This is a genomic window from Streptomyces sp. NPDC043726 (assembly GCF_056436565.1).
Genome location: NZ_JBWKCI010000010.1, coordinates 49,566 through 72,206, shown reverse-complemented (window position 1 = coordinate 72,206; position 22,641 = coordinate 49,566). Strand labels below are relative to the sequence as shown.

At 71.0% G+C, this 22,641-nt stretch carries 20 protein-coding genes; 9 read left to right on the top strand and 11 right to left on the bottom strand.

What is annotated here, in order from left to right; all coding sequences use genetic code 11:
- Window positions 1–18 precede the first annotated feature (18 nt).
- On the top strand, window positions 19–192 hold the full coding sequence (locus tag AC068Z_RS27815) for a hypothetical protein (protein ID WP_478561196.1): 174 nt from the start codon (window positions 19–21) through the stop codon (window positions 190–192).
- On the opposite strand, the gene AC068Z_RS27810 is transcribed toward AC068Z_RS27815, so the two are convergent.
- A complete protein-coding gene (locus AC068Z_RS27810; protein WP_478561193.1) occupies window positions 177–944 on the bottom strand; it encodes a site-2 protease family protein in 768 nt (255 codons plus the stop codon). The genes AC068Z_RS27815 and AC068Z_RS27810 overlap by 16 nt on opposite strands.
- A gap of 106 nt (window positions 945–1,050) precedes the next feature.
- On the opposite strand from AC068Z_RS27810, the gene AC068Z_RS27805 reads away from it, so the two are divergent.
- Both AC068Z_RS27805 and AC068Z_RS27800 read left to right on the top strand, forming a co-directional pair.
- Window positions 1,051–1,587, top strand: a complete 537-nt coding sequence (locus AC068Z_RS27805; protein WP_478561190.1) for a DUF6578 domain-containing protein — start codon at window positions 1,051–1,053, stop codon at window positions 1,585–1,587.
- 35 nt (window positions 1,588–1,622) lie between these two features.
- Window positions 1,623–4,856 carry a BTAD domain-containing putative transcriptional regulator gene (locus tag AC068Z_RS27800; RefSeq protein WP_478561187.1) on the top strand — a complete coding sequence of 1,078 codons (3,234 nt, stop codon included), beginning with the start codon at window positions 1,623–1,625 and terminating at the stop codon, window positions 4,854–4,856.
- A gap of 10 nt (window positions 4,857–4,866) precedes the next feature.
- On the opposite strand, the gene AC068Z_RS27795 is transcribed toward AC068Z_RS27800, so the two are convergent.
- The 3 genes from AC068Z_RS27795 to panB form a co-directional block, all read right to left on the bottom strand.
- Window positions 4,867–5,691, bottom strand: a complete 825-nt coding sequence (locus AC068Z_RS27795) for an ABC transporter permease (protein WP_478561184.1) — start codon at window positions 5,689–5,691, stop codon at window positions 4,867–4,869.
- Window positions 5,688–6,713 carry an ATP-binding cassette domain-containing protein gene (locus AC068Z_RS27790; RefSeq protein ID WP_478561182.1) on the bottom strand — a complete coding sequence of 342 codons (1,026 nt, stop codon included), beginning with the start codon at window positions 6,711–6,713 and terminating at the stop codon, window positions 5,688–5,690. Before AC068Z_RS27790 ends, AC068Z_RS27795 begins: the two co-directional genes overlap by 4 nt.
- 154 nt (window positions 6,714–6,867) lie before the next feature.
- The gene (gene panB / locus AC068Z_RS27785) at window positions 6,868–7,734 is read right to left on the bottom strand and encodes a 3-methyl-2-oxobutanoate hydroxymethyltransferase (RefSeq protein WP_478561179.1); all 867 of its coding nucleotides are present in this window, start codon (window positions 7,732–7,734) and stop codon (window positions 6,868–6,870) included.
- Window positions 7,735–7,915: 181 nt separating this feature from the next.
- On the opposite strand from panB, the gene AC068Z_RS27780 reads away from it, so the two are divergent.
- The 4 genes from AC068Z_RS27780 to AC068Z_RS27765 all read left to right on the top strand — a co-directional run bounded on the left by AC068Z_RS27780 (window position 7,916) and on the right by AC068Z_RS27765 (window position 12,687).
- Window positions 7,916–9,475 (top strand): MFS transporter, encoded by a 1,560-nt coding sequence (locus AC068Z_RS27780; protein ID WP_478561176.1) that lies wholly within the window; start codon window positions 7,916–7,918, stop codon window positions 9,473–9,475.
- Window positions 9,476–9,511: 36 nt separating this feature from the next.
- Window positions 9,512–10,147, top strand: coding sequence for a TetR/AcrR family transcriptional regulator (locus tag AC068Z_RS27775; protein WP_478561173.1), 636 nt, complete (start codon window positions 9,512–9,514; stop codon window positions 10,145–10,147).
- A 181-nt stretch (window positions 10,148–10,328) separates the two neighbouring features.
- Entirely contained in the window at window positions 10,329–11,378 is a 1,050-nt protein-coding gene (locus AC068Z_RS27770; RefSeq protein ID WP_478561170.1) for an endonuclease/exonuclease/phosphatase family protein, read from the top strand.
- An 88-nt stretch (window positions 11,379–11,466) separates the two neighbouring features.
- On the top strand, window positions 11,467–12,687 hold the full coding sequence (locus AC068Z_RS27765) for an MFS transporter (protein WP_478561167.1): 1,221 nt from the start codon (window positions 11,467–11,469) through the stop codon (window positions 12,685–12,687).
- Window positions 12,688–12,763: 76 nt separating this feature from the next.
- On the opposite strand, the gene AC068Z_RS27760 is transcribed toward AC068Z_RS27765, so the two are convergent.
- The 3 genes from AC068Z_RS27760 to AC068Z_RS27750 form a co-directional block, all read right to left on the bottom strand.
- Window positions 12,764–14,518: an NAD+ synthase gene (locus AC068Z_RS27760; protein WP_478561164.1), complete on the bottom strand. Its 1,755-nt coding sequence runs from the start codon at window positions 14,516–14,518 to the stop codon at window positions 12,764–12,766.
- A 71-nt stretch (window positions 14,519–14,589) separates the two neighbouring features.
- The gene (locus tag AC068Z_RS27755; protein ID WP_478561161.1) at window positions 14,590–15,210 is read right to left on the bottom strand and encodes a DUF305 domain-containing protein; all 621 of its coding nucleotides are present in this window, start codon (window positions 15,208–15,210) and stop codon (window positions 14,590–14,592) included.
- A complete protein-coding gene (locus tag AC068Z_RS27750; RefSeq protein WP_478561158.1) occupies window positions 15,210–15,869 on the bottom strand; it encodes a DUF3105 domain-containing protein in 660 nt (219 codons plus the stop codon). Before AC068Z_RS27750 ends, AC068Z_RS27755 begins: the two co-directional genes overlap by 1 nt.
- Window positions 15,870–16,044: 175 nt before the next feature.
- Between AC068Z_RS27750 and AC068Z_RS27745 the strand changes: the two genes are divergently transcribed.
- Complete coding sequence (locus AC068Z_RS27745) at window positions 16,045–16,485, top strand: RrF2 family transcriptional regulator (RefSeq protein WP_478561156.1); 441 nt, start codon at window positions 16,045–16,047, stop codon at window positions 16,483–16,485.
- Window positions 16,486–16,506: 21 nt separating this feature from the next.
- Here AC068Z_RS27745 and AC068Z_RS27740 read toward each other — a convergent pair whose 3' ends face one another.
- A complete protein-coding gene (locus tag AC068Z_RS27740; protein ID WP_478561153.1) occupies window positions 16,507–17,721 on the bottom strand; it encodes a globin domain-containing protein in 1,215 nt (404 codons plus the stop codon).
- A gap of 370 nt (window positions 17,722–18,091) precedes the next feature.
- Here AC068Z_RS27740 and glnA point away from each other — a divergent pair, with 370 nt between their 5' ends.
- Window positions 18,092–19,453 carry a type I glutamate--ammonia ligase gene (gene glnA, locus AC068Z_RS27735; RefSeq protein WP_478561150.1) on the top strand — a complete coding sequence of 454 codons (1,362 nt, stop codon included), beginning with the start codon at window positions 18,092–18,094 and terminating at the stop codon, window positions 19,451–19,453.
- A 55-nt stretch (window positions 19,454–19,508) separates the two neighbouring features.
- On the opposite strand, the gene AC068Z_RS27730 is transcribed toward glnA, so the two are convergent.
- From AC068Z_RS27730 to AC068Z_RS27720, 3 genes are all read right to left on the bottom strand, one after another.
- Entirely contained in the window at window positions 19,509–21,380 is a 1,872-nt protein-coding gene (locus tag AC068Z_RS27730) for a thiol-activated cytolysin family protein (protein WP_478561147.1), read from the bottom strand.
- Between the two features lie 284 nt (window positions 21,381–21,664).
- The gene (locus AC068Z_RS27725; protein WP_478561144.1) at window positions 21,665–22,105 is read right to left on the bottom strand and encodes a VOC family protein; all 441 of its coding nucleotides are present in this window, start codon (window positions 22,103–22,105) and stop codon (window positions 21,665–21,667) included.
- The gene (locus tag AC068Z_RS27720; protein ID WP_478561141.1) at window positions 22,084–22,635 is read right to left on the bottom strand and encodes a pyridoxamine 5'-phosphate oxidase family protein; all 552 of its coding nucleotides are present in this window, start codon (window positions 22,633–22,635) and stop codon (window positions 22,084–22,086) included. Before AC068Z_RS27720 ends, AC068Z_RS27725 begins: the two co-directional genes overlap by 22 nt.
- Window positions 22,636–22,641: the final 6 nt, after the last annotated feature.

Sequence of the window (22,641 nt, the reverse complement as noted above, 5' to 3'; positions counted from 1 at the left end):
GACAGGAGAACCCGTCCCATGCCCCGCCTTGCCGTCTACGCCCTGATCGTCTGCGTCCTCTCGGTGGCCGCCGCCGTCGTCTCCTTCGTGCAGGGCAGCTTCCTGGGGGTCGTCTGGGTGCTGCTGGCGGGGCTGTCGTCGAACATGTGCTGGTACTACCTCAAGCGCGCCAAGGCCTACCAGAAGCGGTAGAGGTCCCAGCCGAACGCGGTGTCGAGCTCACTGACCCCGAGCGCCCGCAGGATCGCGTCGACGAAGTCGAAGAACACGCCGTTGACCTGCGGCAGCCACAGCAGCGCGAACACGAACAGCAGGCCGAACGGCGCGAACGGCTCCACCTGACGCCGGACGTCGTACGACAGCCAGGGTTCGATCACGCCGTAGCCGTCCAGGCCCGGGACCGGCAGGAAGTTCAGGATCGCCGCCGTCACCTGGAGCAGGGCGAGGAAGGCCAGCGCGTACTTGAAGTCCGCGGGGACGCCGTCGAGCGCGTCGAGCCAGAAGGGCGCCGTGCAGACGATGGCGAACAGCACGTTCGTCAGCGGTCCGGCGGCCGAGATCAGACTGTGCTTCCAGCGCCCCTGGATCCGGCCGCGCTCGATGAACACGGCTCCGCCGGGCAGACCGATCCCGCCCATGATCACGAAGAGGACCGGGAGCACGATGCTGAGCAGGGCGTGCGTGTACTTCAGCGGGTTCAGGGTGAGATAGCCCTTCGCGCCGACCGTGATGTCCCCGCTGTGCAGGGCCGTGCGGGCGTGCGCGTACTCGTGCAGGCACAGGGAGACGATCCAGGCCGCCGTCACGAACAGGAACACGGCGACGCCCGGCTGCTCGGCGAACCCGGTCCAGGTGGCCCATCCGGTCACCGCCGTGACGGCCAGGATCCCGATGAACACAGGGCTCAGCCGCCGGTCGCTGGGGCGGGCGGTGGTGGCGGTCATGGAACTCCCTGAACGGTCGGGCAGAGGTCGGGCAGGCGCCCGACGGTACCGGGCGCACCGGGAAAACGTCTCGCGGTGGGGCATGGGTTCCGTAGAAGGTGGGGGCATGGGGCTGTGGCAGGTGTTCTACGCGAGCTGGCAGATGGAGTGCTGCGGCGAGCCGTTCTCGCTCGGCGACGAGGTGAGCTGGCAGCTGCTGCTCGGCGATTCCGGCGGTGACTGGGACGATCACGTGTCCAAGGTCGTCGGGGAGGTGGCGCACGTGGACGGCGTGCGGGTCCTCCACGACGGGAACGGACTCACCGTGGCCCTGCACGAGGACCCGGTCGACACGGTGGCCCCCCAGGACCTCGGCGAGGAGCGGCCCGGCGACTGGATCCGGCTGGTCGGGCTGTTGACGGTCGAGACGCACGGGGCGCGCTGGCCGGAGGTCACCGGGCGGGTGCGGGACATCCGGATCGTGACCCAGGAGTACGCCCGCACCGGCGGCTCGCCCACCTGGGAGCCGGTGCCGGGGCAGCGGTCACTGCGGCCGGTCGAGGTCTGCCCGAAGTGGTTCCGGGAACAGGACTCCCCGGACGGCCGCCGCCTTTCGGACCGCGGTGTCCTGGTCACCCTGGAGGTGGAGCAGGCCACGCTGTGACTCCCCCGGCCCATCCGCCCACCGCACCAGAGACAATGGACCCCGTGCGCTACCGCATTCTCGGCACCACCCAGGCCCTCCGTTCCGATGGCACGCCCGTCCCCGTCGGCGGGGCCCGGCTGCGTGCGCTGCTGTGCGTGCTCGCGCTGCGGGGCGGGCGTACCGTGCCCGTCCAGGTGCTCGTGGACGAGGTGTGGGACGGGGACCCGCCCGCCGACGCCGCGGGCGCCCTGCAAGCACTCGTCGGGCGGCTGCGGCGCGGGCTCGGGGCCGACACCGTGGAGTCCGTGGCGGGCGGCTACCGGCTCGCCGCCGGCGCCGACGACATCGACCTGCACCGCTTCGAGCGGCTCACCGCCGACGGCATCCGCGCCCTCACCGACGGCGACCCCGCCAAGGCCGCGGGCGTCCTCGACGACGCCCTCGCCCTGTGGCGCGGCCCCGCCCTCGCCGACCTCCCCGACCGCACCGCCGAGGCGGCCCGCTGGGAGACCCGCCGCCTGGACGCCCTGCGCGCCCGCCACACCGCCGCCCTCGCCCTCGGCCAGGCCGAACAGGCGCTGCCGGAGCTGACCGCGCTGTGCGACGGCCACCCCCTCGACGAGCCGCTCCAGGCCCTGCGGCTGCGCGCCCTGCGCGACCTCGGCCGCCCCGCCGAGGCACTGGCCGCCTACGACGACGTACGCCACGCCCTCGCCGAACAGCTCGGTACCGACCCCGGGCCCGAACTGGCCGCCCTGCACCAGGAGTTGCTCTCCCCGGCGCCCGCGCCCGCCCAGCTCGGCAACCTGCGCGCCCGGCTCACCTCCTTCGTCGGCCGGGAGACCGACATCGATGCCATCCGCGGGGACCTCGGCGCCGCCCGGCTCGTGACCCTGCTCGGCCCCGGCGGCGCCGGGAAGACCCGGCTGTCGCAGGAGGCCGCCGAGACCCTCCAGGACGCGGCCCGCGACGGCATCTGGCTGGCCGAACTGGCGCCCGTCGAGGATCCCGACGACGTCCCCGAGGCCGTCCTGACCGCCGTCGGCGCCCGCGAGACCGTGCTGTACGGCGCCGGTGCCGAGGAACTGCGCAGCGTCGGCGAACGCCACGACGACCCGGTCGAACGGCTCGTGGAGCACTGCGCCCGGCGCCGCATGCTGATCGTCCTCGACAACTGCGAGCATGTCGTCGACGCCGCCGCCCGGCTCGTGGACCACCTCCTCGCCCGCTGCCCCGGCCTGACCGTCCTCGCCACCAGCCGCGAACCCCTCGGCGTCCCCGGCGAGGTGCTGCGCCCGGTCGAGCCGCTGCCCCAGCCGTACGCCCTCCGGCTGCTCGCCGACCGGGGGGCCGCCGCCCGCTCCGGGTTCCGCGTCGAGGACGACCCCGAGGCCTGCGCCGAGATCTGCCGTCGGCTCGACGGACTGCCCCTGGCCATCGAACTGGCCGCCGCCCGGCTGCGCATGCTCACACCCCGCCAGATCGCCGACCGGCTCGACGACCGCTTCCGGCTGCTCACCTCCGACAGCCGGACCGTCCTGCCCCGCCAGCAGACCCTCCGCGCCGTCGTCGACTGGTCCTGGGACCTCCTCGACACGGACGAACGCGATGTCCTCAGCCGGCTGTCGGTCTTCGCCGGCGGCTGCGACCTGCCCGCCGCGGAGGCTGTGTGCGGTCCCGCCGCCCTGGACGCGCTCGGCTCGCTCGTCGACAAGTCCCTGGTGGTGGCCGCCCCGTCGAGCGACGGCGCGATGCGCTACCGGCTCCTGGAGACCGTCGCCGAGTACGCGGGCGAACGCCTGGACGAGTCCGGGGGCCGCCCCGGCGCCGAGCGCGCGCACCTGACGTACTACCGCGAACTCGTGCGCACCACCGACCCGTTGCTGCGCGGCCCCGGCCAACTGGACGCCGTCGAACGGCTCCAGCGGGAGTACGAGAACCTGCGCACCGCGCTGCGGCACGCCGTCGCCGAACGCGACGAGCAGGAGGCGCTGACCCTGGTGCTGTCGCTGGCCTGGTACTGGCAGATGCGCGACCTGCGGTTCGAGGCCCGCGGCTGGTGCGCGGAGGTGATGGCGCTCGGCCCCAATCCCTTCGCCGAGCCGGTCCGGCCGGCCGAGCCGGTGTGGCGGCGCTGCACCGCCGAGCCACCGCCGTACACCGGCGAGGTGCTGACCGAGGCCCGGCGCGGGGTCCATCTGGCCCATCTCGCCTGCATGGACACCGAGTTGCAGGCCTGGCAGAACCCGACCGCCCAGCGCAAGCTGCACATCATCGCCGAGACCTACGAACCCGGCCTGCCGCAGACCTGCCGCAGCCCCGGACTGCTCGCGATCTTCGCCGTGATGCTCACCGGCGACATGGAGCGGGTCGCCACGATCCTCGACGCCGCCGTGGAGACCTGCCGGCGGACCCCCGACTACGACTGGGAACTCGCCGCCACCCTCCAGATGCGCGCCAACCTCCTCGCCAACCGCCCCGAGCGCGCGGCGGATGCCGCCCGGGACGCCGACGAGTCGCTCACGATCTACCAGCGGCTCGGCGACGCCTGGGGCAGGGCCGAGGCGCTCTCCGCGCGCGCCGAGGCCCGTGAGCGCAAGGGCGCCTACCTGGAGGCCGCCGCCGACTACGAGGCGGCCATCGAGGAGGCCCGCCGGCTCGGCGCCCGCGCCCAGGAGGCCGTCCTGACCGCCCGGCTGGCCAGCGCGCTGCTGGAGGCCGGGCAGGGCGAGCGGGGCGAACGCCTGCTGTGGGAGGTCATCGACGCCCTGGACGGCGGGCACAACGAGGCGATGCCGTTCAGCCGGGTCATCCTCGCGGGGTGGCTCAGCATCACCGGCCGCACCACCGATGCCCGCGAGCAGATCCGGCTGCTGCGCGAGAACTTCGGCCTCGCCCACTTCCATGTCTTCGACGCCTTCATCCTCAGCGGGGAGGCCTGGATGGACGCCTTGGAGGGCCACCACGAGGAGGCCCGGGAGAAGCTCCGGCGCGCCCTGGAGCTGGCGGAGGATCCGCTGTCGCAGGCCATGGCCCCGCAGCTGGGCCCGGCGTGCCTGGTCATCGCCGCCGTCGCGCTGGCGGGGAGCGAGCCCGAGAACGCCGCCCGCTGTCTCGGCGCCGCCGAGGCGCTGTGGCCGACCGGGCACCAGAACTCCACTCTGGAGCGCGAGTGCCGCGACCGGGCCGTCGCCGCGGTGCGCGCGGTCCTCGACGAGGAGGCGTACGAGGCCCGGTACGCCGAGGGCGGCAGCCTCACCGCGAAGGAGGCCGCCGCCCTCGTATGACCGTCACCGGTCAGTTCTTGGTACGGAACTTGTGGATGGCGACCGGCGCCATGATCGCCGTGAGCAGCGCCGACCAGCCGAGCGTCAGCCACAGGTCGTGGGCGACCGGACCGCCGATCATCAGTCCGCGGGCGGCGTCCGCCAGGCAGGACAGCGGGTTGTAGTCGGTGAAGTTCTGCAGCCAGCCCGGCATGGACTGGGTCGGCGCGAAGATCGACGAGCCGAACTGCAGCGGCATCAGCACCAGGAAGCCCATCGCCTGCACGGACTGCGCGTTCTTCATCACGACGCCGAGCGTGAGGAAGACCCACATCAGCGCCGAGCCGAAGGCCACGGACAGGGCGACGGAGGCCAGCAGGCCGCCCCAGCTCTCGATCTCGAAGCCCACCAGCACGCCGACGATCATCAGCACGCAGGTGGCGAACAGCATCCGCATCAGCTCCACCGCGATCTTCGCGAAGAGCACGGAGCCGCGGCCGATGGGCAGGGAACGGAACCGGTCCATGACACCGGAGTTGAAGTCCGTGTTGAAGCCTGTACCCACGCCCTGGGCCATGGTCATGCCCATCATGGCCAGCATGCCGGGCATCACGTACTGCACGTACTCCTCCTGGCCGCCGCCGAGCGACTGCCCGATGGAGCCGCCGAAGACGTACACGAACAGCAGCGTGAAGACGATCGGGAACAGGATGGCGTCGAACATCGACTCCGGGTCCTGCCGGATCCACAGCAGATTGCGCCGGACGAGCGCCCCGGTGTGCCGCAGATGAGCCCGCAAGGGGATCCGGACGTCGGCGTTGAGGGCGGCGGTGGTGGTGGCGGTGGTGGCGCTCATACGGCGACCTCCTCGCGGTCGTCGGCGGGTACGGCGTCCTGCGGGGCGCTGGCACGGTGGCCGGTGAGCGACAGGAACACCTCGTCCAGGCTGGGCAGTTCGGTGACGACGGAGGACAGCGTGATCCCGCGCGCGGTGATCGCGCCGACCACGGCGGTGAGCTGCTCGTCGCTGAGGACCGGCACGAGCAGGGAGCCCCGCTCGGGGTCCACCGTGGTGCTGGCGAGCCCGGTGATGCCGAGCGTGTCGAGGTGGGAGGCGAGCGGACGCAGCTGCAGCGGGTCGGCCGGCTTGACGCGCAGGGTGCGCCCGCCGACCTTGGCCTTGAGCTCGTCGATGCCGCCCTTGGCGATGACCGTGCCCCGGTCGACGACGGTCAGCTCGGAGGCGAGCTGCTCGGCCTCCTCCATGTACTGGGTGGTGAGCAGCACGGTGACGCCCTCGCCGACCATGGTCTTGACCTCGTCCCACACCTCGTTGCGGGTGCGCGGGTCGAGCCCGGTGGTGGGCTCGTCCAGGTACAGCACCGCCGGGTGCCCGATCATCGAGGCGGCCAGGTCGAGCCGGCGCCGCATACCGCCGGAGTAGGTGGCGGCGGGCCGCTTCCCGGCCTCGGTGAGGGAGAACCGCTCCAGCAGCTCGTCGGCCCGCTTGCGGGCGTCCCGGCGGGACAGGTCGAGCAGCCGGCCGATGAGGTAGAGGTTCTCCCACCCCGGGAGCTTCTCGTCCACGGACGCGTACTGCCCGGTGAGCCCTATCACCCGGCGCAGCTGCCGGGGCTGGCGCACGACGTCGTAGCCGGCCACGGTGGCCTGGCCGGAGTCCGGGGCGAGCAGGGTGGACAGGATCCGGACGAGGGTGGTCTTGCCGGCGCCGTTGGGCCCGAGGACCCCCATCACGGTGCCCTCGCGGACATCCAGGTCCACGCCGTCCAGTGCCTTGGTCTCGCCGTAGTGCTTGACCAACCCCCGCACGGTGACGGCGCTCCCGGCGCCGCTGGGGTTCTTGTCGATGCGTGTCATGGCAACGAAGGTGTCAGGCCCCACCGACAAACCACCGACAGGCCGCCGACACCCGCCGACAGACCACCGACCAGCCGCTGTCGATGTCCGCGCCGAAACGGCAGCAGCCCGCCGACGGGGGAAATCGGCGGGCTGCTTCTGTACCGCTGTGGCTTTAGTGGACGGAGTGCTCCTCCAGCGGGAACGTTCCGCCGACGACGTCCTCCGCGAACGCCTTGGCCGCGTCGCCCATGACCTGGCGCAGGTTCGCGTACTGCTTGACGAACTTGGGGACCCGGCCGCCGGTCAGGCCCATCATGTCCGTCCAGACCAGGACCTGGGCGTCGGTCTCCGGGCCCGCGCCGATGCCGACCGTCGGGATGTGCAGCACCCGCGTCACCTCGGCCGCCAGCTCCGCCGGGACCAGCTCCAGCACGACCGCGAAGGCGCCGGCGTCCTGGACCGCCTTGGCGTCCCGCAGCAGCTGCGCCGCCGCCTCCTCGCCGCGGCCCTGGACGCGGTAGCCCATGGCGTTGACGGACTGCGGGGTCAGGCCGATGTGGGCCATCACCGGGATGCCCGACTCGACCAGCAGCTCGATCTGGCGGTGCGAGCGCTCGCCGCCCTCCAGCTTCACCGCTCCGACGCCGGCCTCCTTCACCAGCCGGGTCGCCGAGCGCAGCGCCTGCACCGGGCCCTCCTGGTAGGAGCCGAAGGGCAGGTCGCCGACGATCAGGGCGCGCGAGGTGCCCCGTACGACGGCGGCCGACAGCATGGTCATCTCGTCGAGCGTGACGGGCACGGTGGTCTCGTACCCGAGGTGGCAGTTGCCCGCCGAGTCCCCGACGAGCATGACCGGGATGCCGGCCTCGTCGAACACGGACGCGGTCATGGCGTCGTAGGCGGTGAGCATGGGCCACTTCTCGCCGCGCTCCTTGGCGAGGGCGATGTCGCGAACGGTGATGCGGCGGGTGCCCTTCCCCCCGTACAGCGCTTTGCTGCCGCCGGAGGGCGTGGTCTGGGCAGCCGAAAGCTGCGTCATGGCAACGGCTCCTTACGTCATCTCGAGGCACCCTGACGGCGTCCCCGGATCCCCTCCATGGTGGCACCTCGTGCCAGGCGCGGCTAGGGGGACCCCGGTCACGCTCGAGCGGCGTAAGAGCCGGGTAAGAGAATTACGATACGGATCGGTCTCGTATCGTAAAGGGGTTAGCGTGGACGGCATGACTACATCCGCTCCTCCCGCGACCCGGATACCGGAGGCGGTACACCGTCGTCGCTGGGCCATCCTCGGCGTGCTCATGCTGAGTCTGCTGATCATCGTCCTGGACAACTCCATTCTCAACGTCGCGGTCAAGACGATCTCGACCCCCGCTCCGACCGGCCTCGGAGCCACCCAGAGCGAGCTGGAGTGGGCGATCAACTCCTACACCCTCGTCTTCGCGGGCCTGCTGTTCAGCGCCGGTCTGCTCGGCGACCGGCTCGGCCGCAAGAAGGTCCTGCTCGGCGGGCTGGTCGTGTTCGGCATCGGCTCCGCCCTCGCCGCCTTCGCCGGATCGCCGGGCGAGCTGATCGGCTTCCGCGCGGTGATGGGCCTCGGCGCCGCCTTCGTGATGCCCGCCACCCTCGCGGTCCTCATGAACGTCTTCGAGCGGGACGAGCAGCCCAAGGCCATCGGCATCTGGGCGGGCGGCGTCGGCCTCGCCATCGCCATCGGCCCGATCACCGGCGGCGTCCTCCTCGACCACTTCTGGTGGGGCTCGGTCTTCCTCATCAACGTGCCGATCGTGCTGCTCGCACTCGCGCTGATGATCTGGCTGGTCCCCGACTCCCGCGACCCGAACCCCGGCCGGATCGACCCCGTCGGCGTCACCCTGTCCGTCGTCGGCCTGGTCCTGCTCGTCTACGGCATCATCCGGGGCGGCGAGCTGGCCGACTTCACCGACGCCACCGTGCTGGCGGCCATCGGCGCCGGACTCGCCGTCCTCGTCGCGTTCGTGGTGTTCGAGAAGCGCAGCGACCATCCGTCCATCGATGTCACCTACTTCCGCGACAAGGTCTTCTCGGCCGCCATCGCCGCCATCGCGCTCGTCTTCTTCGCGCTGATGGGCGTGACCTTCTTCTCCGTCTTCTACACCCAGAGCGTGCGCGGCTACTCCCCGCTGGAGACCGGTCTGCTGTTGCTGCCGCTCGCCGCCGCCCAGCTCATCTTCGCGCCCCGGGCCCGGCTGCTGGTGGACCGCTTCGGCTACCGGGCCACCACGACCGCCGCGATGGCCCTCATCGCCGCGACGCTCGGCGCCTTCGCCACCCTGGACGCGGACACCCCGATCTGGATCCTCGAGGTCGTCTTCTTCCTCATGGGCGCCGCCATGGCGCACATCATGACCCCGGTCAGCGTCGTCATCATGCAGGCCCTGCCCCGCGAGAAGGCCGGTTCCGCCTCCGCGCTCAGCAACACCTTCCGCCAGGTCGGCGGCGCCCTCGGCATCGCGGTCCTCGGCTCGGTGCTCTCCACCTCGTACCGCTCCTCGATCGAGGACGACCTCACCGCGCTGCCGCCCGGGCTGCGCCACACCGCGGGCGAGTCCATCGAGTCCACGCTCGCCGTCGCCGCGAAGCTCGACAGCCCCGGAACCCTGGTCGCGCAGGCCAACGACGCCTTCCTGCACGCCATGCACATCACCGCCCTCGGCGGCGCCGCGGTCGCCGTGATCGGCGCGATCGTCGTCGGACTGTTCCTGCCGGGGAAGCCGCCCCGGGCCGAGGAGGGACAGCCGTAGGGGAGAATCCCCAGGACACAGAAGGGACGCACGCACGTGAACCTCGCCGACAGTCAGCCCAGCCCGGTCCGCGGCCGCCCCCGCAGCGAGGCCGTGGAGCGCGCCATCATCGAGGGCGTGGTGAAGCTGCTGGAGGAGGGCGTGCCGCTCGCCGAGCTGTCCATCGAGCGCATCGCCCGCACCGCGGGGGTCGGCAAGGCCGCCATCTACCGCCGGTGGAGCGGCAAGGAGGAGCTGTTCGCCGACGTCGTGCGCGCCGCCGAACCGCCCGACGCCGAACTGCCCGGCACCTCCGTGCGCGACGACCTCGTCGTCCTGCTGGAATCGCTGCGGCAGCGGGGACTTGTGAGCCGTTCCTCGGCGATCCTGCACAACGTGCACGCCCAGATGAAGTCCAGCCCCAAGGTGTGGGCGGCGTATCACGCCAACGTCGTCGCCCCCCGGCGCCGGCTCGGCATCGAGGTGCTGCGCCGGGGCCAGGCTAACGGCGAGTTGCGCGACGACATCGACGTCGAACTGCTCAACGACCTGTTCGTCGGCCCCATGCTGGTCCGCGCGGTCCTCCACCCGGACGGCGACCTCCCCGAGGGCCTGTCCGAACAGATCGTCGACACCCTCCTCGAAGGCCTACGGCCCGTCAGCTCATCGCCCGTCAGTTCGCCTCCCGCGTAGCGGATGTGCGCGTTTCGTCACAGAGCGCGCTTTCCGCGTCGGCAAGCGGAACTCCCGAAGCCGACTTGTACGTCCCTGTGCCCGTACGGCCGTCATGGGACGGCAGGAAGAGAACCGATCATCCCCTAGGGTCGTAACAGCGGGGGACGATGGTGTGCACGGCAGGCAGTGAGGCGACGGTATGGCGCAGCAGGCGTACATGACGGAGACGGACAGCGGCGGCTCGGGACCCGAGCGCCGGGGAAACCGGTTCCGGCGTCTGCTGGAGCGGCTGCTGACCGGCTGGCGCGGTGACCCGCGGATCTGGCGCCGGGGCATCGTCACCGCCGTCTTCGCGGTACTCCTCGCCCTCGTCATGCTGCTGCACGCGCAGATCCCCAACGCCATCGGCAACCTCGGCAGCCTGACCGAGACCTTCCTGCCCTGGCTCGGCCTGTTCGTCCCGCTGCTGATCCTGCTGGGCCTGGTGCGCAAGTCCGCCACCGCGCTGATCGCGGTCGTCCTGCCCGCCGTCGTGTGGCTGAACCTCTTCGGCGGGCTCCTCACCCACAAGACCTCCTCAGGCGGCGACCTCACCATCGCCACCCACAACGTCAACGCCGACAACCCCGACCCCGCGGGCACCGCCCGCGACGTGGCCGCCTCCGGCGCGGACGTGCTGGCCCTGGAGGAACTCACCGCGACCGCCGTACCGGTCTACGAGAAGGCACTGGCGTCGACCTACAAGTACCACTCGGTGCAGGGCACCGTCGGGCTGTGGAGCAAGTACCCGCTGAGCGGGGTGAAGGCCGTCGACATCAAGCTGGGCTGGACCCGGGCCATGCGCGCCGCCGTCAGCACGCCGTCCGGCGAGATCGCGGTGTACGTCGCCCACCTGCCCTCGGTGCGGGTCAAGATGGAGGCCGGCTTCACCGCCCGCCAGCGCGACAAGAGCGCCGACGCCCTGGGCGAGGCCATCGCCGCCGAGAAGCTGCCCCGCAGCGTGCTGCTCGGCGACCTCAACGGCACGATGAACGACCGCGCGCTGAACGCCGTCACCTCCCAGATGCGCTCCACGCAGGGAGCGGCGGGCAGCGGCTTCGGGTTCAGCTGGCCGGCGTCGTTCCCGATGGCGCGGATCGACCAGATCCTGGTGCGGGACATCGAGCCGGTCACCTCGTGGACGCTGCCGGAGACCGGGAGCGACCACCTGCCGGTGGCGGCCCGTGTGAAGGTCGACACCTCGTCGTAACCGCCTGGAATACTGGGCCGGGGAGACTTTGTTCCGTGCGTGAACATATGATGCACGGAACCCCGCTCCCGAAAGGTACGGCCCCTTCATGCCCCTCGCCCTGCTCGCCCTCGCGGTGGGCGCATTCGGCATAGGCACCACCGAGTTCGTGATGATGGGCCTGCTGCCCGACGTCGCGGCCGACCTCGGCATCTCGATCCCGGCCGCCGGCCACCTGGTCTCGGCGTACGCCCTCGGCGTCGTCGTCGGCGCCCCGCTCCTCGCGGCCGTCACCGCCCGCATGTCCCGCCGCAAGGTCCTGATCGGCCTGATGGTGCTCTTCGTGGCCGGCAACGCCCTGTCCGCCCTCGCCCCCGACAACGGCTCGCTGCTCGCCGCCCGCTTCCTCAGCGGCCTGCCGCACGGCGCCTTCTTCGGCGTCGGCGCGGTCGTGGCGACGACCCTGGTCGCGCCGGAGCGCAAGGCCCGCTCGGTGTCCCTGATGTTCCTGGGGCTGACGGTCGCGAACATCGCGGGCGTCCCCGTCGCCACCCTCATGGGCCAGCACCTGGGCTGGCGGGCGACCTTCCTCGGGGTGAGCGCGATCGGGGTGGCGGCGATCGTCTCGCTGTTCCTGCTGATCCCGCGCGAGCACCCGCAGGCGTCCCCCGCCGCCGGCCTGCGCGGCGAACTGGCCGCGCTGAAGTCGCTGCCGGTCTGGCTGGCCCTCGGTACGACGGTGGCCGGCTTCGGGGCGCTGTTCGCGGCGTACAGCTACATCACACCGATGCTCACCGACGCGGCCGGGTACGCGGACGCCAGCGTGACACTGCTGCTCGCGCTGTTCGGCGTGGGCGCGACCGCCGGGAACCTGCTGGGCGGACGCCTGGCGGACCACGCGATGCGGGCGACCCTGTTCGGCGGGCTGGCCTCGCTGGCGCTGGTGCTCGGGCTGTTCCCGGTGCTGATGTCCACGGCGTGGAGCGCGGCCCTCGGGGTGGTCCTGCTCGGCATGGCGGCCTTCGTCACCGGGTCCCCGCTCCAGCTGATGGTCATGGAGAAGGCCTCGGCGGCCCCCTCCCTCGCCTCCTCCGCGAACCAGGCCGCCTTCAACCTGGCGAACGCGGGCGGCGCGTGGATCGGCGGGCTCGCCCTGGCCGCGGGCTTCGGTGTGACGTCCCCGGCGCTCGCGGGCGCGGCCCTCGCGGTGCTGGGCCTGGGCGTGGCCGGGACGGCGTACGCGGTGGACCGGCGCCGGGGGCCGGTGGCGGGACGGGAACTGGTCGTCGCCGGGGGTGTGCCGCGGGAGGCGGAGGCGCTGCGCTTCTGAACGGGAAGGGGGCCAGATTGCTCTGGCCCGCTCCTGAACGGGAAGGGGGGCCAGATTGCTCTGGCCCTCCTTTCGGCTACGCCGTCTCCCGCCACCCATTCGTGATCGGCAGCCGTCGGTCCTTGCCGAAGCCCTTCGCCGAGATCTTCGTGCCCGGCGGGTACTGGCGGCGCTTGTACTCCGCCGTGTCCACCATGCGCAGCGTCTTGGTGACCAGGGCCGGGTCGTAACCGGCGGCCACGATGACGTCGGCGCCCTCGTCGCGGTCGACGTAGCGCTCCAGGATCGCGTCCAGGACCGGGTAGTCGGGCAGGGAGTCGGTGTCGACCTGGCCGGGGCGCAGTTCCGCGCTCGGCGGCTTGGTGATCGAGTTCTCCGGGATCGGCGGGGTCTGGCCGCGCTCGGCCGCCGAACGGTTGCGCCACTCGGCGAGGCGGAAGACCGAGGTCTTGTAGACGTCCTTGATCGGGCCGTACGCGCCCACCGAGTCGCCGTACAGCGTCGAATACCCCACCGCCAGCTCCGACTTGTTGCCCGGCGCCAGGACGATGTGGCCCTCCTGGTTGGAGATCGCCATCAGCAGCGTGCCGCGCAGCCGGGACTGGAGGTTCTCCTCGGCCAGGCCGGTCAGCTCCGTCGACGACATGTAGGCGTCGAACATCGGCTCGATCGGGATCGTGCGGAAGTTCAGGCCCGTGCGGCGCGCCAGTTCCGCCGCGTCGCCCTTGGAGTGGTCCGAGGAGTACTTCGACGGCATCGAGACGCCGTAGACGTTCTGCGCGCCCACCGCGTCGCAGGCGATGGCCGCGACCAGCGCCGAGTCGATGCCGCCGGACAGGCCGATCAGGACCGACTGGAAGCCGTTCTTGGCGACGTACGCCCGCAGGCCCACGACCAGCGCCGAGTAGACCTCCTCGTCGTCGTCCAGGCGGTCCGCGTAGCCGCCCGTCAGCTCTGGGGCGTACGCGGGGAGCGGGTCCTCGGACAGGACCAGGCGGTCGATCCGCAGACCGTCGTCCACGACGCCCGTCGGGGCGTCCGCCGAGGCCGCGGGCAAGTCGAGGTCGAGGACCACACAGCCCTCCGCGAACTGCGGTGCCCGCGCGATGACTTCACCGCTCGCGTCGACGACGATCGAGTCGCCGTCGAAGACCAGCTCGTCCTGGCCGCCGATCATGGCGAGGTAGGCGGTGGTGCAGCCGGCCTCCTGGGCGCGCTTGCGGACCAGTTCCAGACGGGTGTCGTCCTTGTCGCGCTCGTACGGGGAGGCGTTGATGGAGAGCAGCAGCCCGGCCCCGGCAGACCGCGCCGCCGGCACCCGGCCGCCGTCCTGCCAGAGGTCCTCGCAGATGGCGAGGGCGACGTCCACGCCGTGCACCCGCACCACCGGCATGGTGTCGCCGGGCACGAAGTAGCGGAACTCGTCGAAGACGCCGTAGTTCGGCAGGTGGTGCTTGGCGAAGGTGAGGACCACCTCGCCGCCGTGCAGCACCGCCGCCGCGTTGCGCGGGGCGCCCGCGGGCTGGCCGTACTTCGGCTGGGCCGTCTCGGAGCGGTCGAGGTAGCCGACGACCACCGGCAGCTCCCCGAAGCCCTCCTCGGCGAGCCGGGCGGCGAGCGTCCGCAGGGCCGCGCGGGACGCCTCCACGAAGGAGGTCCGCAGGGCCAGGTCCTCGACGGGATACCCGGTCAGCGCCATCTCCGGGAACGCCACGAGGTGCGCTCCCTGCTCGGCGGAGTGCCGGGTCCAGCGGAGGATCGTCTCGGTGTTCCCGGCGAGGTCACCGACGCGCGAGTCGATCTGGTTCAGGGCGAGGCGAAGTTGAGGCACGCGCCCAGTGTAATCGTCAGAGCGACGCGATGGGGTGGTGAGGGTATGTGGGCCGCCCCACCACAGGGGAACTAGGGCCGGGCCTTCGCGCCGCGGTCGGCGAGCATGCCCGCCATCAGCTGGATCTCCGACTCCTGGCCGTTGACCATGGTCTGGGCGAGCCGCTTCTCCACCCCGACCTCGCACCGCTCCAGACAGCCCTCGGCCATGTGGATGCCGCCCTTGTGGTGGGCGGTCATCAGCTGGAGGAAGAAGACCTCCGCCGCCTTGCCGTTCAGCGTCCCGAGCTTCTTCATCTCGGTGTTCGTCGCCATCCCGGGCATCAGCGCGCCGTCCTCGCCGGAGGCCATTCCGCCCATGTCCATCCAGGTCATCGGCGCGTCCGAGGACACCTTCGGCAGCTTCCACAGATCGAGCCAGCCCAGCAGCATCCCGCGCTGGTTGGCCTGCGTCTGCGCGATGTCGTACGCCAGGCGCCGCACCTCGGTGTCGTCGGTGCGGTCGCGCACGATGTACGACATCTCCACGGCCTGCTGGTGGTGCACCGCCATGTCCCGCGCGAACCCGGCGTCCGCGGAGTCGGCGGTGGGGGTCGCTTCGGACCCCCCGTCCTGGGCCACGGCGTACGTGATCGCGCCGGCCGCGACGAGGACCGCCGCCGCGCTACCGGCGATCCAGCCGACGTGCTTCATCACTCCGCCTTACCGCCCGTGCACGCGGCACCCGGCTCGGGCGTCTGCTCGCCCTGGACGTACTTCTCGAAGAACTTGTCGAGGTTCGGGTCGGTCGCGCTCGTCACCGTGCGCTGCGCGCCCCAGGCCGACAGCATGATCGGCGACTTCTGGTCCTCGTAGGGGCTCATCAGCGTGTACGGCGTCTTCTTCACCTTCGCCGCGAGCGCGTCGACGTCGGCCTTCTTGGCCTTGCTGGTGTACGTCACCCAGACCGCGCCGTGCTCCAGGGAGTGCACCGCGTTCTCGTTCGCGACGGCCTCGGTGTAGACGTCGCCGTTGCAGTTCTGCCAGACCGGGTTGTGGTCGCCGCCGACCGGGGGCTGGACCGGGTAGGTCACCTTCTTCTCGACGTGCGTCTGGGACAGCTTGCCGCCCTGCCAGGTGCTCACGCCGTCGGCACCGGCCACCAGGGAGCCCGTGGTCTTGGAGTCGGACGCGGTGTCGTCGTCGCCCTGCGTCTGCACGAGGACGACGGCGCCGACGACCAGGGCCGCGACGACCGTCACGCTGGCGCCGATCGTGAGGATCCGGTTGCGGCGCTCGCGAGCCTGCTCGGCGCGCCGCATCTCTTCTATGCGGGCCTTGCGCGCCGCGTTGCTCTTCTTGGCGGATCCCATGGCGGATGTCCTTCTGCGGAAAGGGACGGTCGGGTCCGCTGATCGTAATGGGGAAGCAGTGGCGTCTCGAAGGGAGGGCACAGGAATGGGCCGGATCGCAACGGAATCGACAGCCACTCGACAGCTGTTCCGCGAATAATTTGAAGCGCAGATGCGCATTATCTACGCTTCCGGTATGCGGCTGCTTCGCTCGACCGACCTCGCCCTGCGGATCCTCATGCGACTCGCCGTGTCCGAAGGCTCCACGCCGACCACCCGCGAGGTGGCCGAGGACATGGACGTCCCGTACACGCACGCGGCGAAGGTCGTCGCGGAACTCCAGCACCAGAGCCTGGTCGACGCCCGCCGCGGCCGGGGCGGCGGCCTGACCCTCACGGAGAAGGGCCGCACCGCGTCGGTGGGCGCGGTGGTCCGCTCCTTCGAGGGCGACGGCGACGTCGTCGACTGCGAGGGCCCGACCCCCTGCCCCCTGGTGTCCGCCTGCCGCCTGCGCGGCGCCCTGCGCCGGGCCCAGGAGGCCTTCTTCGCCTCCCTGGACCCACTGACCGTCACCGACATGGTGGCCTCACCGACGGGCCCACTCCTGCTGGAGATCGGACGGGCGCCGCAGGTGTGAGCAGGGCCTTGTGAGCAGGGCCTAACCCTCCCGCGCCAGCCACAGGTCCGGGCCGAAGACCTCGTAGTGGATGTCCGCGGCTCGTACGCCCTTTTCCAGCAGCTGCGCGCGTACCGCGCGCATGAAGGGGAGCGGGCCGCACAGGTACGCGTGCGTGTTCGGCGCTACGGCGATGTCGGTGAGGTCGGTCCGGCCGGTCCTGGCGTTCTCGGGGGCGTTCTGCTCGTACCAGAAGTGGACACTCGCCTCGCGGAGCTTGGCCGCCCAGGTCTCCTGGTCGGTGCGCAGGGCGTGGGTGGCGGGGGAGCGGTCGGCGTGGACGACCGTGACCGGGGTGGCGTGGCCGTCCTGGGCGAGCTGGGCCAGCATCGCGGTCATGGGGGTGACGCCGATGCCCGCGGAGGCGAGCAGCAGGGGGCGGTCGTCGGCCGGGTCCAGGACCAGGTCGCCGTAAGGGGCGGAGAGTTCCAGGACGCTGCCCTCCTGCACGCACGCGTGCAGGTGGTCGGAGACCTCGCCCGCCACGACCTCGCCCGTCACAGGGTCACCCGCCCCAGCGTCACCCGTCACCCGCTTCACGCTGATCTGCCGCAGCGTCGAGCCGGGCGCCCCGGACAGGCTGTACTGCCGTATCTGCCGGGCGCCGTCGGGGAGCTCGACGCGGACCGAGACGTACTGGCCCGCGCGGAAGTCCGCCACCGGGCCGCCGTCCGAGGGGCGGAGGCGGAGAGTGATCACGTCGGGGGTCTCCGGGACCCGCTCCACGACCTCCCAGCGCCGCCAGCCCGGCTCGCGGGACTCCTCGTACAGCCGCTTCTCCAGTGCGATCAGCGCGTTCGCCAGCAGCCAGTAGACCTCGTCCCAGGCCGCCGCGACCTCGGGGGTGACGGCCTCGCCGAGGACGCCGGCGATGGCGGCGAAGAGGTGCTCCTGGACGAGCGCGTACTGCTCCGGCGTGACACCGAGGGACGCGTGCTTGTGGGCGATACGGGCGAGCATCGCGTCCGGCCGCCGCTCCGGGTGCTCGACCAGGTGCGTGGCGAAGGCGGCGACGGCACCGGCCAGGGCCTGGCGCTGGGTGCCTGCGGCCTGGTTGCCGCGGTTGAAGAGGTCCCGCAGCAGGTCGGGGCGGGCGGCGAACAGCCCGGAGTAGAAGCGATCGGTGATCTCGTCCAGGGAGGCGGCCACGGCGGGGAGGGTCGCTCGGACGGTGGCTGCGGACGGTTCGGACAGCATCGGGGCTCCTTCGGGCGCTCGACCGGACGGCGCCGGCCGGACGGCACGGGCACCGCGCTGGGCGGCACGCTATTAAAACTTGCATCTGAGATGCAAATTAAAGCTCCCTGTCGGCGGTCGCCCACGCGCCACAGCCTCCATGGCCGGGCATTGTCGACGGCCGGGCATTACGGATGTCAGTCCGAGCAGGCAAGATGGGCGGCAGAGCCGTACACCCTCGGCACGCCGGGCGTTCAGGCCGAGGTCGGCTTGCCGATCAAGGTCGGCAACGCGCTCGAAACGGTCTTGTGGTGTGATGCTCAGGTGCCCGACCGCCCGCCCGCGGTGCGCGGAACAGGCGGCCTGACCAGCAAGGATGGGGAAGCGGAAGATGGACAAGCAGCAGGAGTTCGTGCTCCGTACGTTGGAGGAGCGCGACATCCGGTTCGTACGCCTGTGGTTCACGGACGTGCTGGGCTTCCTCAAGTCCGTCGCCGTGGCCCCGGCCGAGCTGGAGCAGGCCTTCGACGAGGGCATCGGCTTCGACGGCTCCGCCATCGAGGGCTTCGCCCGGGTCTACGAGTCCGACATGATCGCCAAGCCGGACCCCTCCACCTTCCAGGTCCTGCCCTGGCGCGCGGAGACCCCCGGCACGGCCCGCATGTTCTGCGACATCCTGATGCCGGACGGCTCCCCGTCCTTCGCCGATCCGCGCTACGTCCTCAAGCGCGCCCTGGCCCGCACCTCCGACCTCGGCTTCACCTTCTACACCCACCCCGAGATCGAGTTCTTCCTGCTCAAGGACCGCCCGCTGGACGGCTCCCGCCCCACCCCGGCCGACAACTCCGGCTACTTCGACCACACCCCGACCAACGTCGGCATGGACTTCCGCCGCCAGGCCATCACCATGCTGGAGTCGATGGGCATCTCGGTCGAGTTCTCCCACCACGAGGGCGCCCCGGGCCAGCAGGAGATCGACCTGCGCTACGCCGACGCGCTGTCCACGGCCGACAACATCATGACCTTCCGGCTGGTCATGAAGCAGGTGGCGCTGGAGCAGGGCGTGCAGGCCACGTTCATGCCGAAGCCGTTCTCGGAGCACCCGGGCAGCGGTATGCACACCCACCTCTCGCTCTTCGAGGGCGACCGCAACGCGTTCTACGAGTCGGGCTCGGAGTACCAGCTCTCCAAGGTCGGCCGCTCCTTCATCGCCGGCCTGCTCAAGCACGCCGCCGAGATCTCCGCGATCACCAACCAGTGGGTGAACTCCTACAAGCGCATCTGGGGCGGCTCCGAGCGCACGGCCGGCGCGGGCGGCGAGGCGCCGTCGTACATCTGCTGGGGCCACAACAACCGCTCGGCGCTGGTCCGCGTGCCCATGTACAAGCCGGGCAAGACCGGCTCGGCCCGCGTCGAGGTCCGCTCCATCGACTCCGGCGCCAACCCCTACCTGGCCTACGCGGTACTGCTGGCCGCCGGCCTCAAGGGCATCGAGGAGGGCTACGAACTCCCGCCGGGCGCCGAGGACGACGTCTGGGCCCTGTCGAACGCCGAGCGCCGCGCGATGGGCATCGAGCCCCTCCCGCAGAACCTCGGCGAGGCCCTGACCCTCATGGAGAACAGCGACCTGGTCGCCGAAACCCTCGGCGAGCACGTCTTCGACTTCTTCCTCCGCAACAAGCGGCAGGAGTGGGAGGAGTACCGCTCGGAGGTCACGGCCTTCGAGCTGCGGAAGAACCTGCCGGTGCTGTAGGCGCCGGGCGCCGGGGGCTGACGTTCAGGGACGGTCGGCCCCCAGCGCGCGCCGGCTACTGGGCCATCGCCGGAATGGTCGGCAGACGTCGGCGGACCGACACGGTGACGTCGAACTCACCGTCGCCGTTCGTCATGTCGTCGTCGTTGAGCCGCAACCACAGTTCGCAGTCGTCCGACTCGGGGGGCACCTGCACCCGGGTGCCCGAACCGATGGGGAACCAGCTGCCGTTGTCGTAGCCGCCGATCAGCATGGAGCCCCGTACGCCCTCGCCGCCGGGGAGCGGGTACCACGACTTGGGCGGGCCGCTGATGCCCTCCGGTCCCGTCGCGCCGATGAACATCCATCCCGCCCAGACCCGTCCGGTCGCCGTGAACGTGACCTCGTCCCCGCTGTTCACCCGGATCCCGGTGGCCACCGGCCCCCTGCCGTCGCCCTCACCGACCTTGTAGGTGCCCGCGGCCTCCCGTCCGCCGTACACGTTCGCGTCGACGATGCGGACGACGTCGGTCGTGCGGGAGACCTGCACGAGGTTGTGCGGCGGTGCCAAGTAGCGGACCGTGTACTGGATCGGCGCCACCGGCACATCCCTGTTCACGGCCAGCTGCCCCTGGATCCAGGGCACGAGGCCCGCGACCGGGTTGGTGATGACCTCCCCGACGACACCGCTCGATCCGCCCAGCACCGCCGCCGTCACCGAGCTGCGCGACAGGGTGTTCCTGTGCTCCCCGCTCAGGGAGGCCGTGCCGGAGACGGCCGACTCCCAGCTCGCATTGAGCGCGGCTTTGACCTCGAAGCTGGTGGCCTCGCTGTCCACCAGGAATGTCAGCATCCTGCCGTAGGTCACCGTGGCGATATGACACGGCGGGTTGTCGGGGCCGCAATAGGCCTTTACCTGGTCCAGGGTGACATCGTCCGCGAAGAACCGGGGCGGTGATCCGTCGGGGTCAAAAGTGACCTGGTAGTACGACTGAGAGAAATAGCCGAAGGTCGTGCTCCGGCTCGCGCGGGTATTCAGCTGGGCTTTGGCGTCGACTCCCCAACCCGAACCCTTGAGATTGAGACCGAACCGGAGCATCCCCTCTTCCAGGGTGTCTATCTTCTCCAGCTGGAAGGAAATGGCCGCCGCGCTGTCCTGCGGATCCAGCTCGTGGATCAGCTCGGCCAGCGCGTCCTGGTAGGCGCGCAACGACGGCTCGCTCAACCGACGGGACCGGGACTTCGGAGCGGGGCTGGTGAGGCTTGTCGCGACCGTGATCCAGCCGGGGTGGCGCCGCAGCGGAATGGGGGCCAGCGCGCCGGGGCCCACCGAAGCCCCGGTGACGAGTGCACCCGCCCACATGACGTCCGGAATGGGGTTGATCTCCACGAAGTTGGTGACTCGCCGTGACATGCGGATCCGCTGCTCCGACACCTCGACCGCCACACCGTCCACCTCGGTGACACCCGGGCGCTTCACCACCGGACCGGCCTCGTCGGTGTCGTCCCGGTAGGGCAGCGGCGCCAGGGAGCGGATGTAGGTGTCGATGGCCAGCACCTCCGCGCTCACGTCGTGGACGCTGGGCAGTCTTTCGCCGAGGCGCGAGGGGAAGAGCTGCAAGTCCCCGGGCCGCAGCTGGGCGGCGCGGTGGCGCGGGTACAGCGCGAGCGTGGCCGCGTCGGGGACGGGATGGAGTTGCCCGCGCCGGGCCAGGAAGGCCTTTCCGTCGGCGCCGATGAGCAGACTGCCGTTCGCAAGCGACGGAATGGGCGGACCGATTTCGACGGCGAGCAGTTCGTCCGCCAGTACGTGTTTTACGGCGTCCCAGCCCCGGGAGTCCAGCGCCAGTAATGTCGTGTAATCAGGGACCAGGCGACGCCTGTCGTTCTCGATGTAATACACATCGGGTCCGTCGCCGATAATGAGGTCGCCCTTTTCGATCGGCATGATTCCCCCCTCTTTCGAGTGTTCCCCGCACTCGTGAGGAGGCTCAGTTTGGCACTGGCCGGGATTGATCGGAAGGTGGGGCAGCACGCCCATTCCGGCCCAAAACAATTCAAGGGCCCCTCCGGTGGGCTCAGGGCATACCGCTCCCCACGAACTCACCGGCACGAAACGCTGATGCGTCTTCCGGGGCGACTCACAACAGCGCACCGCGCCGGTACACGGCGTCCCTCAGGCACCGCGGGTTTCAGGTCCGCCCGTTCACCCGGAGCGGGCGGACCTGGAACTCAGCCGGCCTGTTCCGACAGGTGTTGGTGGAGGGGCTTGTCGCCGCGGACGCGGTACTCCTGGATCGCCCAGCCGTTGCCGTCGGGGTCCTTGAAGTACATGAACGTGGCGCCGTCGTCGGGCGTGTACTGGACCGGCTCCGACACCTCCACGCCCCGGTCCACCAGCTCCGCCCGCGCCGCCTTGATGTCGGCCACGCACAGCTGCAGCCCCTGGTACGAACCGGGTTGCGGCTTGGCCTGGCCCCGCGACTCGTCCCAGAGGTTGTCGCCGAGGGCGATCGAGCAGCCGGAGCCCGGCGGCGTCAGCTGGACGATGCGCATCCCCGGCATGACCTCCTGGTCGATGTCGACGTGGAAGCCGACCTTGTCCCGGTAGAAGTCCCTGGCTCGGTCGATGTCGCTCACGGGCAGTGGAATCACTTCGAGCGTGAAGTCCATTGCTGGTCCTCCCTGGAGAATCGCCAACGGGTCTGGCTGAACGGTTCACCCTTACCGAAGCCGAAAACGGTCCGCGGCGCCACCGAGAACACGAAAGCGTGTCCCGCTCCGTGGTGGAAGCACCCGTCCCGGACCTCGAAGGCCCAGAAGTCGCCGTACTTCGCCTCCCAGGCCGCCGCCAGCTTGCGCAGCCGGGCCTCGTCCGTCACCCGGACCGCCTCGCCCTCGACGACCAGGTCGTAGCCCTCGTCCCAGGTGTTCGTGCCCGTGGTCAGCACGACCCGCGGGTTCCCGGCCAGGTTGCGGGCCTTGCGCTCCTCCGGGCCCGTGCAGAAGTGCAGCGCGCCTTCGGACCACACCGCGGGCAGCGGGGTCACATGGGGCCGCCCGTCCGGCCGTACCGTCGAGATCCAGAACAGTTCCGCCGCCGACAGCATCGCCAGCGCCTCCGCCCAGGGCCTCGCCTCGGCGGTCCCGTCGCTGTAGCGGGCGTCGAGAGTGGTCCGCGGCTCCATCGCGTGGTCGCTCATACAAGG